We start from the raw sequence: 15,371 nt of genomic DNA on the forward strand, positions 1-15,371 counted from the left end.
ATATCATATCTATTTTTTATAAATCTATTAAAATTATCTTTTTTTAAATAATATTGGATAATTTTTGTTATTTTTGTTAAAAAAACTATTGAATTTAAAATAGTCAATAATATATATTATTAAATTTATAAGATTATCCATAAAGATAATTTATCAATAATTACTTCTTTATAATTGAACATAAAGGAGGTGAAATATGAGTAAAAAAAGCTTTATTATTATACTAACTGTATTTGTATTATTAACGCTAAATTTTAGTGTTGCACATGAAGTTAATTCCACAGATAACAGTATTCAAACAGACAGTGGCGATACTCAAATTTTAAAGGCTTCAAATTCCGATGTTGTTGAAGCGTCATCTAAACTGAGTACACATATTGATGTAAAAAGCAATACAACATTCGATGTCATAGGAGATTATTTTAAAGTAAAACTTTCTGATGAGAATAACAAATCTGTTGCTAACGCTAAACTGACATTTACTGTTGACGGCAAAAGCTATAATAAAAATACTGATTCTAATGGTATTTCTTCACTTCAGCTTAAATTAAAGGATGGCAACTACAAAATTGTTGTTAGGTTTGCCGGAAATGCTGATTATAAGGCATCTTCTATTACAACTCATATAACAATGGATAATACTCGTGTTGTTGGAAGCGGTTTAAGTAACTCTGAAATTCAAAGCATAATTGATAATGCTAAAGTGAATAATGTGATTTTATTTAAAGGAAAAAGCTATTCTGGCATAAATTTGGTTATTACAAAAAGTTTATCATTAATTAGCACTGTTGATACAACATTAAAATCCACATCATCAAGTCCTGTAATTACAGTTAAAGGTAAAAATGCATCTTTAACATCCATTAAAGGATTTAATATTCAGGGCAACGGTGATGGAGTTAAAATTCAGGGTTCTGATTATGTAACTATTTATGCAAATGACATTACGACTAAAGGAAATGCTATTATTGCATCCGAGACAAAATATCTGAACATTACTAAAAATAATATCGTTAAAAACTCTAAAAATGGTATTGTTGTTGGAGATTCATCTTATCTTTATGTTTTTGGCAATACGATTTCCAATAACGGTGAAGTTGGACTGGGAGTTGCTAAAGTAAACCATGTCTACATTGACGGAAATACTATTTCAAATAACGCTAAACAGGGTGTATATTTAACCAACAGCATCAATGGTGTTAATTATGGTGAAGGTCCAAAAAATATCCAGATTAATAAAAATACTGTTTCCAAAAACGGAAAGGACGGTATTGAAATCAAATATGCTGGAGATAACATAAATATCAGGTCAAATACGGTTGAGGCCAATCATGAAAATGGTATTTCTTTAGGTATTGTCGGAACAAATACAATCCAGTCAAATGTAATAACTGAAAACTGGGAAAATGGTATCAGATTTTATAATAATTATGTAATGCCTAAAAATCAGGAAATCAGTTATAATGCTGTATTTAGCAATCTAGGTCGTGATGTTGAAGCAAAAGATACTTATTATCAGGAAAATGGTATCAAATTGCAGATTGGAGACAACTGGTACACTGACTATAACGGAGTATGTCCTAAAGTCAGCACTAAATATATCAAATTTTCAGTAAAACAGATTGGAGACAATAAGTTTCAGGCTTTGTTTACGGATTCTTTCGGCAATATTGCTGGTCTGCTTCCAGATAGAACATTAACATTCCAGACCAACAACGGAAAAACTGTAAGTATGACAATCAGCGGTGGAGCCGCAGTATTTACTGCGGATGCAAATGACGGAGATATTGTAAAAGCAACTGTGGACATGTCCAGAAGAGATAATGTTTATGATTCAAAAACCCAATCAAGTCCTGAAATAAATGGGGTGTCTCCGTCTTATGAGTATCCTTCAATCCCTCAATATGATTTGTATGGTGATATTGGTGGAGGAAACGGAAACGGCAATGGTGATGGCTCTGGAGGAAATGCTAATGGTGGAAATTCCGGGTCTCAGGAGGGTGAACGTAGTAACGGTAACGGTACTCACAGCCAACAGACAGATCCGTCCAGCAATTCAAATAATCCTGTAAATGATGTCTCACAAAGTTATGATACAGATACCTCCGCTCAGCAGGGAGCTTCCCAGAGCAGTAACGGTCCGGCTTCAGGCGCAGGAAGTGCAAATAGCCAGTCTGTAGTAAAACAGATTATTCTCGATGAAGATGATATTGTAAGAGTTGCTGGTATTTCATTTATTATCTTATTAATTTTATTGACAATTGCTTTTTATTATCGTGATGATATTAAACAAATGAAATCCAAAATGCAATAATCATCTTTTTTCTTTTTTTATAACAAATTATTTAATATATTTAAAACAAAAATATTTTTATCTTATCTTTGGAGGATTATTATGAATAAAAGTGATTTGAAAAGGGATTATTTTATGCTCAAAGGACCGCTGGCCAAAAAGGGTTATGACTGGTGGTGGCATTCCTTAACTGCATATAATAAAAAAACTGGTGAACCAAGGCCATTTTTTATTGAATACTTTGTATGTAATCCAGCATTAGCTGAAGAAGAACCTACCCTTGGACAATTGCCTGAAAACAAGGCTGCAGGCAAAAAACCGTCCTACTGTATGGTCAAAGCAGGAACATGGGGTAAAAATCCTAAACAGATACATAATTTTTACTCAATGAAGTACTTTGACTGTCCTGATGATGAATTGAACATTAGAGTAGGGGATTGCAGTTTAACAGAAACTCATATGAGCGGATTTTCTAGGGTGTCAGAAGAAGAAGCTCGCGAACACCCTGAATATATGTGTGATGCTGGAGAAATGATGTGGGATTTGGATATTGATAAGCAAATCACTTTTAATGTTGGTTATGGTGCCAGTTCATTATTTAGAAAATTAAATTCATTTGAAATGTTCTGGCATGCAGAAGGAATTAAAACTCAATACAGTGGATCCATCTGGCTTGATGGTGAAGAATACGAAGTGATTCCTGAAAAATCATATGGATATGCTGATAAAAACTGGGGAGGAGACTTTACCTCACCATGGCTTTGGATTTCCTCATGCAATATAACTAGCCTTAAAACTGGTAAAAAACTCAATAATTCTGCTTTTGAAGCAGGTGGAGGAAGACCAAAAGCATTCGGTATTTCAATACCTCGCAAACTCCTGATTGGATTTTATTATGAAGGAACAATGTATGAATACAACTTCGCAAGATTCTGGAACATGGTAAAAATAGACTTTGACTTTGAAGAAGGCGATGAGATTCATACATGGCATATAAATGCATCCAACAAAAATTCCAGAATGGAATTGGTACTCTATTGTAAACGTGATGAAATGTTACTTATCAACTACGAAGCTCCCGATGGCCAAAAAAGACACAACCGTTTATGGAATGGTGGAAACGGTTGGGGTGAAATCAAACTATACAAAAAAGACGGAACATTAATCGATCATGTTAAAATTGAAAATGCTGGCTGTGAATATGGGGAGTATGATAAGTAATGATATTTACTGATATCCTGGCGTTAATTGTAGTATATATTTATGTTGCTGTCATTTTTGTTGTAGCAGAAATGGTTTTAAAGACAAGACCTGAAGTTTCACGTAAATTTCTGCACATTATGGTAGGTAACATGATATTTGCCATGCCGTTTTTCTCAGATCCTTGGGTAATGGTGTGGTTTTTAACACTGCCGATTACAATTGCCCTGTTCTTTTTAACTGAATACTCACCTGTTAAAATTGAAAACAGCGTAACAGAATCCGGTCATGCTTTGGGTTTATTTTTCTATGCAGGCATCTGGACAGTACTGATTGCAGTATTTACAACAATTGCTCCTGCAAACGATCCTAAATATTTCATATGGATTGTAGCATTGGCTATTGTTCCTATGGTATACGGTGACGGATTTGCAGCATTGATTGGTCAGAAGTTTGGTAAAGTCAAATATACTGTATTCGGAGGTACAAAATCCCTTGAAGGATCTCTTACAATGTTTGTTATTACATCTGTAATGAGTGTATTTGTATGGATGGTTTTCACTTCAATAGGATGTACAATGCCTGAATTTAATATAGTTTACATATTGATGATTTCAGCTGTTGCAACAGTATGTGAAGCTTTCAGTTATGGTGGAATTGACAATTTAACAGTTCCTGCAGTAACTTCTATTTTATATTATTTAGTGGCTGTATTATAGCCGCTAATTTCAATTCTTATTTTTTGCATTTCAGTAACTAATTTTTGCATCTTGGAGATATTGCCAAATAGCCATTTATATATTATTTTTCTAATTAATATTATCGAATGGTGATAAAATGAATTTAAGAGAAGAAGCCGAAAAAAGAGTTGATGCAAAAATAAAATTCAAAGAAAATTTATATAAATATTTAATTGTAAATACATTAATAGCTATAATTTGTCACATATTTTTACATAGCTATTGGTTAGTTGCATGTGTAATGTTTTTCTGGGGAATTGGCGTTATTGATGATTTTTTCAAGGCTTATTCTCTCAGTAATCATCGTGAAAAATTGATTCAAAAAGAAATTTCAAAAATGGGTGATTAAATGAACGATAATTTACGTGTGTTAGCTGAAGAACGTGCAGATGCAAAAATCAAATTCTATAAAAGTTTTACAATTTATTTAATTGTAAATGCATTTCTGGCAATCGTCAATGCAGTATACACTCCAGAATTCTGGTGGGTACTGTTCCCTGCATTTTTCTGGGGTATTGGGGTATTTGTCAAATTTTTAAATGCATTTGTCTTTGTGAATAAATTTAATACTGTAGAGTACCGTGAACGTAAGATTAATGAAGAAATGGAAAAGTTAAGAGATTAAAATCATGAAAGTAAATCTGTTTGTTTCAAGAGATATTGAAGAGCCATATGCAGACATACACACCAATGAATTGACAGATAATATATCTAAAGCGATGTCAATTCTTGAAAGTGAAGATTCAAATGACATGCTGGCCGTTAAAAAAGGATCAGATATTGCTCTTTTGGAGTTCAGTGACGTGTATATGTTTAGGGTTGAAGATAAGCAGGTGGTTGTATACACTGAAAACAACAATTACCTGATTAAAAAGCCGTTGTATCAGGTTGAAGAGACATTAGGCAGTGATTTTGTAAGAATTTCAAAATCGGCTATTGTCAATTTAAAGAAAGTTGAAAGGGTTGCCCCTTCACTTAAGGGAATGATGTTTATACAGCTTAAAAATGGTTTAAAGGATAATATCTCAAGAAAATATTTACCTGGTTTTAAAGAGGCTTTGGATTTGTAGGTGAGAATATGAAAGTTGATTTAATGAAAAGGTTGGCATTGGGTGCTTTCGTTGGTTGTTTTATTGTAATGTTTGTCATGGTTTTGATATCTTTACAAGACGGTCCTCAAAATGTAAGCTTTAGCGGTACAACAATTATCAATGCATTTTTAGGATCAATTGTAGTCGGTTGGGGATTTTCTTTGACTGGATTAATTTATGAAAAAGAGGACATTGCATTTCCGCTTCAGGTAGCATTCCAGATGGGTATTGGAATGATTATACTCTTCATTGTTGCTATTTATCTTCAATGGATGCCTGTTAACTTGGGAATCAGCATAATTATTGAATGGATAATAATCGCATGCATATTTGCGGCAGTTTTCTGGTGCGGTTTTTACATATATTATTATATGGTTGCCCGTGATTTGAATAATAAATTAAATGTTAAAAAATAGTATAAAGTAAATAGCTTGGCTATTTACTCTTTTTGTAATCTCAACAAAAGTGGCAATCATGAAAGATAAGAAGTTAAAAGATTTTTTAACTCCTGATGGTGATGAGCTGAAGAAAACCTTAAAAAATCTATTTTATTGATTAAATTGATAGAATTGGATATTAAAAGAAAAGTATGTGTACTCCTGAAAACAAATTTAAAATTGTAGTTGTGAGGTGTTAAAATGAATGAAAAAGATTATGACGAACAATTGGCAAAGGCAGCTGAGTTTCACGGTCATGTCTGCGGTGGAATTGCCATTGGAACCAAACTTGCAATGTACGGTTTGGAATTGCTCGATATGCCTTTAAATGAAAGGCACAAAAATTTGATAGTATTTTTGGAAATCGACAGATGCATGTCTGATGCGGTTCAGTCTGTCACAGGTTGTTCTATGGGTAAAAGAACCTTGAAACAAATGTATTATGGTAAATTCGCAGCAACATTCTATAATCAGGATACAGGTGAGGCTTTAAGAATAACTGATGCTGATGCCAATAAAAAATGCAAGGATGATGAAACCAAAGAGGAAATGATTGCTCGTTTTAGAAGAGCTCCTCCTGAACAATTGTTTAAAGTGGATAAAGTTAAAATCGAGTTGGGTCCTGGAGACATGCCTGGCAAACCATACACTACTGCATTCTGTTCTGTTTGTGGTGAAAAAGTTTCTGATGGTCGCCATAAACTCATTGGTGGAAAACCAGTTTGTAAATCATGTGCTGATGGTTCCTATTACGAAATAATTGATGAATAATATTGTAGTTTTTATTCACCCTATTTTTCTTATTTTTCATGTTTTTATTTTTTTAATTAGATTGTGAATATGGTTGGAATGATGGATACTTCATTTATTTTAAATTCTATTTTTCATTTGAAGTGTCTTTATATTAATTTCAGCTTTATTTAAAGTCATGTTTTTTATTTTAACTATCAAAATTTTTAATCAAATCATTGATTTAATCAATTTTGAAACCGCATTCGCTGCAGGTTTTGCTTTGGAATTTTACAACTCCTCCGCACTCTGGACATAACCATTTTTCTCTGTCCTGAGCCATCATTCGGCCGATGCCTGTGGTTTTTATCCTTTTGGCACTGTCAAGTGTGTTTAAATCATGTCTTTTGACATATTTTTTTGAGTGCTTTTTCATCAGAGGGCATGGAAACTCGCTGCAGCGTCCGCAATAGCTGAAATTTTTAGAATCAAAACAGGTTTTAATTTTGCACTTTAAACTGGCCTTGTTTTTTCCATCATCACTTATAAGGCATCCTGCACAGGGATTTTGGTATTTTTCACAGCTAATGCAGTTAATTCCACAAGGTGCAAGTAATTTTGAATCAATTTCATCAGGCATTTTCATAATATTACTATATTTGATTTGATATTAATAATTGTATTATGTATTAAGTTTTCAAAGTAATTTCGAATGAAACAGAATATTGGAAAAGAAAATATCGGGGTAATTTAAAAATTGATTTGTCTTGTAATTATAAGTAAAAATCTCATTTTTACGATACATTTATAAATACATAAAACAAATAGTTTATTACTGTTATTTTTTAGCAGTGAAAATATACTTTTTTTGGGATAAGTTCCCATATGGATGTGGCCTTCGTGGCTGAACAAAAAGGTGTTATTTATGTATAAATATATTAGAGACGCATGGAAAAACCGGTGCAGTTCAAAGAATTGAAAGACCTACTAGACTCGACAGAGCTAGAAGTTTAGGTTACAGAGCTAAAAAAGGTTTTGTTTTAGTAAGAACCAGAGTAAGACGTGGTGGAAGAAGGAAAACCCGTCGTTTCAATGGTCGTAAACCTAAAAGAATGGGTGTAAACAAAATCACTCAAGCAAAATCCATTCAAAGAATTGCTGAAGAACGTGTAGCTAAAAAATACCCTAACATGGAAGTTTTAAACTCTTACTGGGTATGGTCTACTGGAAAACATAAATATTATGAAGTAATTTTAGTTGATCCTAACAGTCCTTCTATTATCAACGATAAAAAAATCAATTGGATTTGCTCCAAAAAACACACTAACAGAGCTCTTAGAGGCTTAACTAGTGCTGGTAACAAAGGACGTGGAATCAAATCTAAAGGAAAAGGCTCAGAACAAGCTAGAAGAAGAAAAATCTAATTTTTCTTCATTCCTTTTTTGATTAAAATGATTCATAATATCAAATTTAGAGCTTTCGTTTATGAAGATGAAAGCATTGATGATATAACTCAAGCTATTTTAAATATTCTTCCTGAAGCTGAAATTGAAGCCGAAGAAGCTGAAGGAATTCTGGAAGATAAAATAATAATTTTATCAGGTGTAGTATCCAAAAAAAGATACACAAAGACTTTTTTTAACACACTCCTCGAGTGGACTGATTTAGACAAATTAAATTCCGATTTAGAACGTAAAATGGATGAAAAAGGAAACTGGTTTTTAAGATTTGACAAAGCCGATGCTTTAGATGAAAAATGGACAATTCTGGATAAAGGGGATTCAATCCATCTCAAAGTAAAAATTGCAGCTTTCCCTGCTAAAAAGCAGATTGCAGTTGATAAAGTCCGTGAAGCTATTTTAAATGATTAATATGGAATTTAACCAGATTATTCAGGAATTTGAAGAGGCATCCAATGAAGATTTCGCCAAAAACATGAAAAAATTTGGAATTACCTATGTTAAAAGTTATGGACTCAGATTGCCTCAGATTAGAAAGATTGCAAAGCAGTGCGGCAAAAACCATGAAATGGCATTAAAACTTTGGAATTATGGCTATCATGAGACCTACCTTATGGCAACACTTGTTGAAAAACCTGAAAAGGTTGATTCGCTTCAATTGAATGACTGGGTGTATACATTCTATTCATGGGACTTGGTGGACCAGGCATGCATCAATCTTTTGAGATTCATTCCTGAGGCTATTGACAGCATTTTCATTTGGGCAGAAGCTGAAGAAGAATTTGTCAAAAGAACTGCTTTTAGCCTGATTGCAGTATTGGCAGTTCACAACAAAGATTCTGATTTTGACAGGTACTTTGAAATAATTAAGCAGGGGTCTAAAGACAATAGAAATTTTGTCAAAAAGTCAGTCAATTGGGCATTAAGACAAATTGGAAAATCCAATGTAGAAAACAACAGAAAAGCTCTAAAACTGGCTTATGAAATTCTTGAAATCGATAACAAATCAAGCAGATGGGTCGCAAGGGGTGCGATTCGTGAACTTGAAAGTGAAAAAGTTCAAAAGAAACTCATGGAAAAAGGTTAACTTTATTTTAAATTTTCTCCAATATAGTAGTAAGGTGAAATTATGGAGAGGAAAAGCTATTATCTAATAATTATTTTGATTGCTTTTGTAATTTGCATAGGGGTATTTTTATATCAGTTTAATAATAATGTGCCTACCTTTATGGTTATTAATGAAACCGAAGTCCATGAAAACTCTTCTTTTGCAGGTGTTTTAATGGATGCCTACAGTTATGGTGTTGCAAATCAAACAGTTACCTATCAAACTCCAAATCATGAAATTAAAAACGTTACTACTAATGAAAATGGGGAATTTAAGGTGGATAATGTCCAATCAGGTTCGGGTGATGCAAATTATTACAGCAGTTTCACATTTGCTGGCAATGGTAAATATCAGGCTTGTTCTTATGAAGGGAATGTTTCAGTAATCAAATAACATTCCTATTCAACTTCTATATCTATGAAAACATATTCTCCAACTGCAGTCACATGTTCATATTCTACAATGATTTTTCCCTGACTGCGAACATTTGTTTTCAAATCAATTAAAACACTATTAATTTGTCCTGTTTTTGTATTTAAATCCATATCTTCTATTTTTCCGATTTTTTCTGCTCGTTTATCAATCACATTTTTTCCAATTATGCTTTTAATGTTCATTTTATCACTTAGACTATTAAATAAGATTATTCTACTAAAAAAATAAGAGATGAAAGATGAAAAAAGTGGTGTTTCATCTATTCATTTACAGGATGACCGCATCCTGAACAGAACATGTCGTCAGGTTCAAGGGATCTTCCGCAATTGCTGCATTTTAATTCCTGATGTACTTTGTTTCCACATTTTGAGCAGAACATTGCGTCAGGTGCCAGCTTGTTTCCACATTTGGTACAGAATGATACCTCTCCTTGAGATTCATTGTTAACAGGTTGTTGTGGTGCTTGATTTACTTGTTGGGGGTTTGCTTGCTGCTGTGGTGCTTGATTTACTTGTTGCTGGTCGGCTCCGAAGTTTTGACCGCCTGCAAATAATCCTCCTGACATGTTTCCGCCAACGTTGTTTCCTAACATCTGACCGAATGCCATTGCCATAGGAAAACCTGCTACCATTCCATCAACGCCGCCTTTATTTCCAGGATTTTCAGCATATTTTTTAGCAACATCTGCCATTTGTTCATCAGCCCAATTGAATCCGAGAGTACCGTATTCCATTTTTTTGTTTAATACGGCTTCAAGTTTTTTGGTTTCCTCTTTAGGAACAACAATATTGGATATGTAGAATGTTACGAGGTTCACACCATATTCTTTGAAATCTTCTTTTAATTTTTCATGCAAAGCCTCAGAAATTTCCTCTAAATGCTGTGTAATGTTATAATAGCTTACTTCAGACATAATTTTTGACAGGTAGTTTTTGACCTTTGTGGTTATTTTGCCTTTGAAGTAATCTGTAAGCTGGTCGATGGTGTTGAATGTTTGGGTTCCCATTACGTTTACCATGAATTTTTTAGCATCATCAATAACAATATCCATAACACCTGATGCACCGACATTTATTGGTATTTGAAATGTTGGTTCAATAACAGGAAAACGGCTGCTTGTTCCCCAGATTACATTTAATGAAGTTGCCTTGTTAATAAAATAGACTTCACAGTGGAACTGGCTTACTCCTTCGGTAGGTAAATTTATCAATCCTCTCAGAATTGGTATGTTTCCGGTTTCCAATGTGTATTTTCCTGGGCCAAATTCATCCAGAGCTTTTCCGTCTTTATAGAATATAGCTACTTGTGATTCATGAACAATTAATTTTGAATGTGTGTTAAAGTCTTCTGCAGGATGTTTCCAGACTAATGTGTCCTTGTCTCCTTCAAATTTTATTACTTTTAAAAGTTCAACCATTTTATTTCCTCCATATTTTTTTTAAAGTATTCCGAATAGTTTTTTAGGTTTAGGTTTTTCATAATCAGGGTTATATTCATGAATTTTTTCAACATATCCGTCAATGTATTTGTCATGTTCTCCCTTATCAAAAAAGCTTATATACTTATACATTGGTGTGTGAATGTCAATGGAATAAATCCAGGAGTCCAAAGCATCCTGAAATGTATCGTCAGTTACGTTTTCAACCAAATCTCCATAATTATTTAACAGATAGCTTAATTCTAAAATGGTAATGAGATACCATTCATAATCTTCCACTTCTGAATATGCATATTCCAGCTGTTCAAGATAGGCATCATAAAAACTTTCAACAAGTCCGAATGTTTCATCTGTAAACATTTTTATAGCTTCATTTTTCTCTTCATCATCTTCAAGGCCTTCAACTATCTCTACTGCAGATGCAATTGAGTAATAAAGTTCATCAACTGCATTTTCATCTAAATAATCATATAAAAATGCTCTGTAGTAACCTGAATAGTACTGGGCTTCCCAGTCATTTGGATTTCTAATTAAAATTTCACTATAATATCTGTGTCCAAATTCTGCATCTCCCCTGTCACGCGCTCTTCTTGCAAGTTCATATAGATTATCTAATTCGGAAGATGAGTCATAACTGGAGGATTGCTCACTTATATTTGCAGGGTCATTTACAGGAAATTTTGTGCCGCAGGCCTGACAGACATAAAATCCGCCTTCCCTTGTAACCATGTTGCTTCCACACATTTCACACATTAATTCATTCATATAAACTACCTTTTATAAATTAATTATTCAATAATAATTATGTAAATTATTGTATTTTAAAGTATGTAATTAAAATTTTTAATCTATTGAATTTAAGTATTCAATTGATTTTTATTTAATTTTTATTTATCTTTTTTTTAATGCTTTTCATTAAAGTATCAAGCATTATTAATTAACTAAAACTCAAAATCAGTTATAATCTCTATTATGTCCTCACTTTACATCAGAAGATCGTAATTGCTTTAGAGAATCGGGATTAATAGGCAACATTGACATTTCCATTACTTATTCAAAACTACATTTCTGATATATCTCATTTTAAAATCCTATTTGATTTACAATGTGGTGTCCCTTAATGTTAATGTCAAATCATTAAATTGAATCAAAAAAAGTAGCTATTGTTTTTATCAATGATTTCTTAATGGAAAACAATAGGAAATTAAAAATAGAAAAAAAGTAGATAGAAATTATCTACTTAACTTTTACAGTTGTTTTTATTGTGTCTTTTTTGTAAGTTACTTTGACAGTGTATGTTTTACCTTTTTTGAGCTTGTTGATAACTTTTTTGTTTAATGTTTTTTGCGCAATGCCTTTTGCATTGGTTTTGACTTTGTAGGTTTTTCCATTAAACTTAAATGTTATCAGTTTTCCTTTTTGGAGTTTTCCATTGATTTTAAGAGTTGCTTTCAGGGTAAATTTTTTGGCTGTCTTTTTGACGGTAACTTTGCTTGCTTTAAGTACTTGTTTAACAGTAACAGTGTTTTTGTAGGTTTCACCCGCATATTTGGTTGTTATTGTGTATTTTTTAGGGATGTCTGTTATTTTTATTTTTGCTATTCCGTTTTTGTCGGTTGGCACTGTTTTTGTATTTTTGTTGATTGTGAAGGTGACTTTTGCACCTGCAACAGTGGTATGACCGTCAGCGGTTACAACTTTAACGGAGAAGTATTTGCCTCCATCATAGTCTACTGAAATGTTTTTATTGTTGATGATTTTTGTATCATCTTCAACAGTATAAACTTTTAAACAAGCGATATAACCTAAATCATAAGCATCTTTCCATGTTTTTCCGTCAAATGATACATATGAAATGTTTTGAACATAATGAACCCTAGTATCCTCTAAAAGAAGGTATGGCACCCAATTTGATGTTATTTCTGCTTTGAAGACATCACCTTGTTTGATTGGTATGTAACTGTCTAATTTGATAGTGTGATAACCAACATATGGGGACACTCCTTCCTGAGTCAATTTTAATTCATCGTTTACAAAAATTTTGACTGTATAATTGACGCCACTCTCATTGAAGTATGTTCCAACAGCAGCAATCAAATCATCATCCAATGCTTCAAAGGCATTCATATAACTTATAGTTCCATTACTTCGCTCAAAATTAGAAAGCCATGTAATGTCATATTGATAGTTTTTATTGTATGGCACAGTATTTTCGATTATGGCAGCGGCAGCGTAATCAGTGACCTTGCCTGGCTTATATGCAAGGAGTGATTTGTCATAATATGAAACATAGACGACTCCGTTGTCTCCCCACTCAGAACCATAACTGTTTTTGACAATCCATGCCCCATTGCCCGGAGGGGTGTATAGGAATTTTTCTTTTGGGAAATTATCATCCCATCCGATAATGGATACTTCATGGTTTGCACCTTCAGGCATATCGACATATTGTGCACAGGTTTTCGGATTATAATACTGAACTTCATCATCGAATGAAGCTTGTCCGAAAAAGGACACATCCAGAGATCCGTATTTCAATATTGCCAATTTAATTTGAGTACCGTTAGGTATTTCATTATTCGGTATGAATATCACATCCTGAACATGAATGTCATTGCCTGTTGTGGTTGGCATTGTAATTTTTCCAAGTTCATCATAAGTATCTACGCCATATGGAATTGCTCCAAGCCAGCTCAATAAATAACCAACAGAAGCAAGATTGGCTCCACCTTCAAATACTTCCATAGCTCCATAAGGTGAATATTTCATCACAGTTTTCATGTTATTCATAGAAACATTAAATGGAATTCCTGTAGCTTTTAATAATACTGATTCTAATGAACCTGACATTCCAAAAGTCCAGCAGGCACCCATCCATCCTTGGTCTCTAATAGGTGAAACCCATCCCCAGTCACGCAAATCAAATTTGGCTGGAAGAGTATCAACATTAATGTTATTGTTAACCAGAGTTAAATCCATGCCTTTTCCAACCATTATTGTTGCATAGAATGTATTATTGGTTGAAACAGTCTCATTATTTAATTCAGTGGTTGTATCTATGGTATATTTTTTAGTAAAAACACTGAAAACGGCATTTGTATTGTTTTTGAATGTTGAACCTTTAATGTTGAATGAGCTATCATAGGCATATATTGCATTACCTTCACTTGCAACATTGTTGAAGAACCTGGAGTTGGTTATGTTTAGTGTAGAGATATCTGAGAATATTGCTCCACCAGAAGTTGGATAATCCTCAATTATACCCGCACTATTTGATTCAAAAGTACAATTGTTGATTTCAGTTTCTGTAAATGAAAGGTAAATTGCTCCACCATTGAATGCAGCATGGTTGTTTATGAATTCTGTATTGTTTAGCCAGAACTGTCCGCCCAATTGGACATATGCTCCACCAAACTCAGAAGATGCATCCTTAAATTTGGAATCGATTATTGTCACATTACCCTCATTGCCCGGATTATATCCTGTAATGTCTACATAAACTGCTCCTGCATTTCTGGAAGAAGTAGTGTTTATGAATTCACAATTGCTAATGTAAAGTTCGCCGCCTTCCCTAAGGCTCATTGCACCTGCGGTAAGATTAGCTTTCAGATTAATAAATTTGGAATTAATTATTCTAATTTTGGAACCTACAAGATATATTGATGGTGAATATGTGGCAGTGGTATTGGCAAAGGTAATGTTTTCGAGATTAAATTGGGAACCTGTGGAACCCATGACCTGGCCTGCTTTAGCATATATTTTTGAGGTAATGTATGAATTGTAAAGATTTAGTTTTCCTTTCGCAACTACAAATGATGATCCGCCTTCACCAGCATAATTGTCAATGAATTTGGAATTGTTACAATTAATAGTTACATCTTCGTAGACTGCTACAGCACCACCATTTTTACTTGCATAGTTGCTAATGAAAGTTACATTGTTTAATGTTAATGGTCCTGTAGAATATATTGCTCCACCCTTTTCGGCATTACCGTTGATTAGGATTAAATCGTTTATTGTTACATTGTTTGAGGTAATGTTGAATATTCTTGATTGATTTTTACCATCAATTGTGTGGCCGTTACCGTTGAAGACAAAATTATCCTTGTTAATAACAATTCCACTACGGTTATCTGTTTCGTTGTTGAATTTGTAGTCGTGAGTTAAATCCACGACATCTTTTCCAGCTATTTCATCAGTCAAGTTGGTGAATGAATCTTCACTTGCTGTGTAGAGGTCATTCTGAGTGGTTTTAAGAATATCTGCACTGTCTTCAGTTGTGATATCCTCCTGAACCGTTTTTAATATTTCTTTACTGTCATCTCCTATTGCATTGTCGGAGATGCTTTCTGCTGCACAGACTGCTCCCACCGACATTATCAAAATAAGCATGACAATCAAAATTTTTAAAGCTTTCATAAATTATCACAATTAAATATA

At 33.3% G+C, this 15,371-nt stretch carries 16 protein-coding genes and 1 pseudogene; 12 read left to right on the plus strand and 5 right to left on the minus strand.

The genetic code is table 11. The features are described 5' to 3' along the window. The first annotated feature begins 196 nt into the window (after positions 1-196). From QZU75_RS08235 to QZU75_RS08270, 8 genes are all read left to right on the plus strand, one after another. Positions 197-2,314, plus strand: a complete 2,118-nt coding sequence (locus QZU75_RS08235; RefSeq protein WP_296882933.1) for a nitrous oxide reductase family maturation protein NosD — start codon at positions 197-199, stop codon at positions 2,312-2,314. An 81-nt stretch (positions 2,315-2,395) separates the two neighbouring features. Next, the gene (locus QZU75_RS08240; protein WP_296882934.1) at positions 2,396-3,514 is read left to right on the plus strand and encodes a tocopherol cyclase family protein; all 1,119 of its coding nucleotides are present in this window, start codon (positions 2,396-2,398) and stop codon (positions 3,512-3,514) included. Then, positions 3,514-4,212 carry a diacylglycerol/polyprenol kinase family protein gene (locus QZU75_RS08245; RefSeq protein ID WP_296882936.1) on the plus strand — a complete coding sequence of 233 codons (699 nt, stop codon included), beginning with the start codon at positions 3,514-3,516 and terminating at the stop codon, positions 4,210-4,212. The genes QZU75_RS08240 and QZU75_RS08245 overlap by 1 nt, the downstream gene beginning before the upstream one ends. Before the next feature lie 118 nt (positions 4,213-4,330). Next, positions 4,331-4,582 carry a 2TM domain-containing protein gene (locus tag QZU75_RS08250; RefSeq protein WP_296882937.1) on the plus strand — a complete coding sequence of 84 codons (252 nt, stop codon included), beginning with the start codon at positions 4,331-4,333 and terminating at the stop codon, positions 4,580-4,582. Beyond that, positions 4,583-4,858: a 2TM domain-containing protein gene (locus QZU75_RS08255; RefSeq protein ID WP_296882939.1), complete on the plus strand. Its 276-nt coding sequence runs from the start codon at positions 4,583-4,585 to the stop codon at positions 4,856-4,858. Between the two features lie 4 nt (positions 4,859-4,862). After that, entirely contained in the window at positions 4,863-5,303 is a 441-nt protein-coding gene (locus QZU75_RS08260) for a LytTR family DNA-binding domain-containing protein (protein WP_296882940.1), read from the plus strand. An 8-nt stretch (positions 5,304-5,311) separates the two neighbouring features. After that, entirely contained in the window at positions 5,312-5,740 is a 429-nt protein-coding gene (locus tag QZU75_RS08265) for a DUF3021 domain-containing protein (RefSeq protein ID WP_296882941.1), read from the plus strand. A 222-nt stretch (positions 5,741-5,962) separates the two neighbouring features. Further along, positions 5,963-6,532 (plus strand): FmdE family protein, encoded by a 570-nt coding sequence (locus tag QZU75_RS08270; protein ID WP_296882942.1) that lies wholly within the window; start codon positions 5,963-5,965, stop codon positions 6,530-6,532. A gap of 202 nt (positions 6,533-6,734) precedes the next feature. On the opposite strand, the gene QZU75_RS08275 is transcribed toward QZU75_RS08270, so the two are convergent. Continuing rightward, positions 6,735-7,136, minus strand: coding sequence for a DUF3795 domain-containing protein (locus tag QZU75_RS08275; RefSeq protein ID WP_296882943.1), 402 nt, complete (start codon positions 7,134-7,136; stop codon positions 6,735-6,737). Between the two features lie 279 nt (positions 7,137-7,415). Between QZU75_RS08275 and QZU75_RS08280 the strand changes: the two are divergent. The 4 genes and pseudogenes from QZU75_RS08280 (at position 7,416) to QZU75_RS08295 (ending at position 9,451) form a co-directional block, all read left to right on the plus strand. Continuing rightward, a pseudogene (locus tag QZU75_RS08280) lies at positions 7,416-7,914 on the plus strand (50S ribosomal protein L15e). Positions 7,915-7,941: 27 nt separating this feature from the next. Next, complete coding sequence (locus tag QZU75_RS08285) at positions 7,942-8,361, plus strand: RNA-binding protein (protein WP_296882945.1); 420 nt, start codon at positions 7,942-7,944, stop codon at positions 8,359-8,361. Then, a complete protein-coding gene (locus tag QZU75_RS08290; RefSeq protein WP_296882947.1) occupies positions 8,354-9,037 on the plus strand; it encodes a DNA alkylation repair protein in 684 nt (227 codons plus the stop codon). The genes QZU75_RS08285 and QZU75_RS08290 overlap by 8 nt, the downstream gene beginning before the upstream one ends. Before the next feature lie 42 nt (positions 9,038-9,079). After that, positions 9,080-9,451, plus strand: coding sequence for a hypothetical protein (locus QZU75_RS08295; protein WP_296882948.1), 372 nt, complete (start codon positions 9,080-9,082; stop codon positions 9,449-9,451). A 5-nt stretch (positions 9,452-9,456) separates the two neighbouring features. On the opposite strand, the gene QZU75_RS08300 is transcribed toward QZU75_RS08295, so the two are convergent. From QZU75_RS08300 to QZU75_RS08315, 4 genes are all read right to left on the minus strand, one after another. Continuing rightward, complete coding sequence (locus tag QZU75_RS08300; protein WP_296882949.1) at positions 9,457-9,675, minus strand: PRC-barrel domain-containing protein; 219 nt, start codon at positions 9,673-9,675, stop codon at positions 9,457-9,459. Positions 9,676-9,752: 77 nt separating this feature from the next. Next, complete coding sequence (locus tag QZU75_RS08305) at positions 9,753-10,910, minus strand: SPFH domain-containing protein (protein WP_296882950.1); 1,158 nt, start codon at positions 10,908-10,910, stop codon at positions 9,753-9,755. A 21-nt stretch (positions 10,911-10,931) separates the two neighbouring features. Next, positions 10,932-11,696, minus strand: a complete 765-nt coding sequence (locus QZU75_RS08310; RefSeq protein WP_296882951.1) for a TFIIB-type zinc finger domain-containing protein — start codon at positions 11,694-11,696, stop codon at positions 10,932-10,934. Positions 11,697-12,167: 471 nt separating this feature from the next. Further along, on the minus strand, positions 12,168-15,350 hold the full coding sequence (locus QZU75_RS08315; RefSeq protein WP_296882953.1) for a C1 family peptidase: 3,183 nt from the start codon (positions 15,348-15,350) through the stop codon (positions 12,168-12,170). Positions 15,351-15,371: the final 21 nt, after the last annotated feature.

The organism is uncultured Methanobrevibacter sp. (assembly GCF_902764455.1).
Lineage (GTDB): Archaea > Methanobacteriota > Methanobacteria > Methanobacteriales > Methanobacteriaceae > Methanocatella.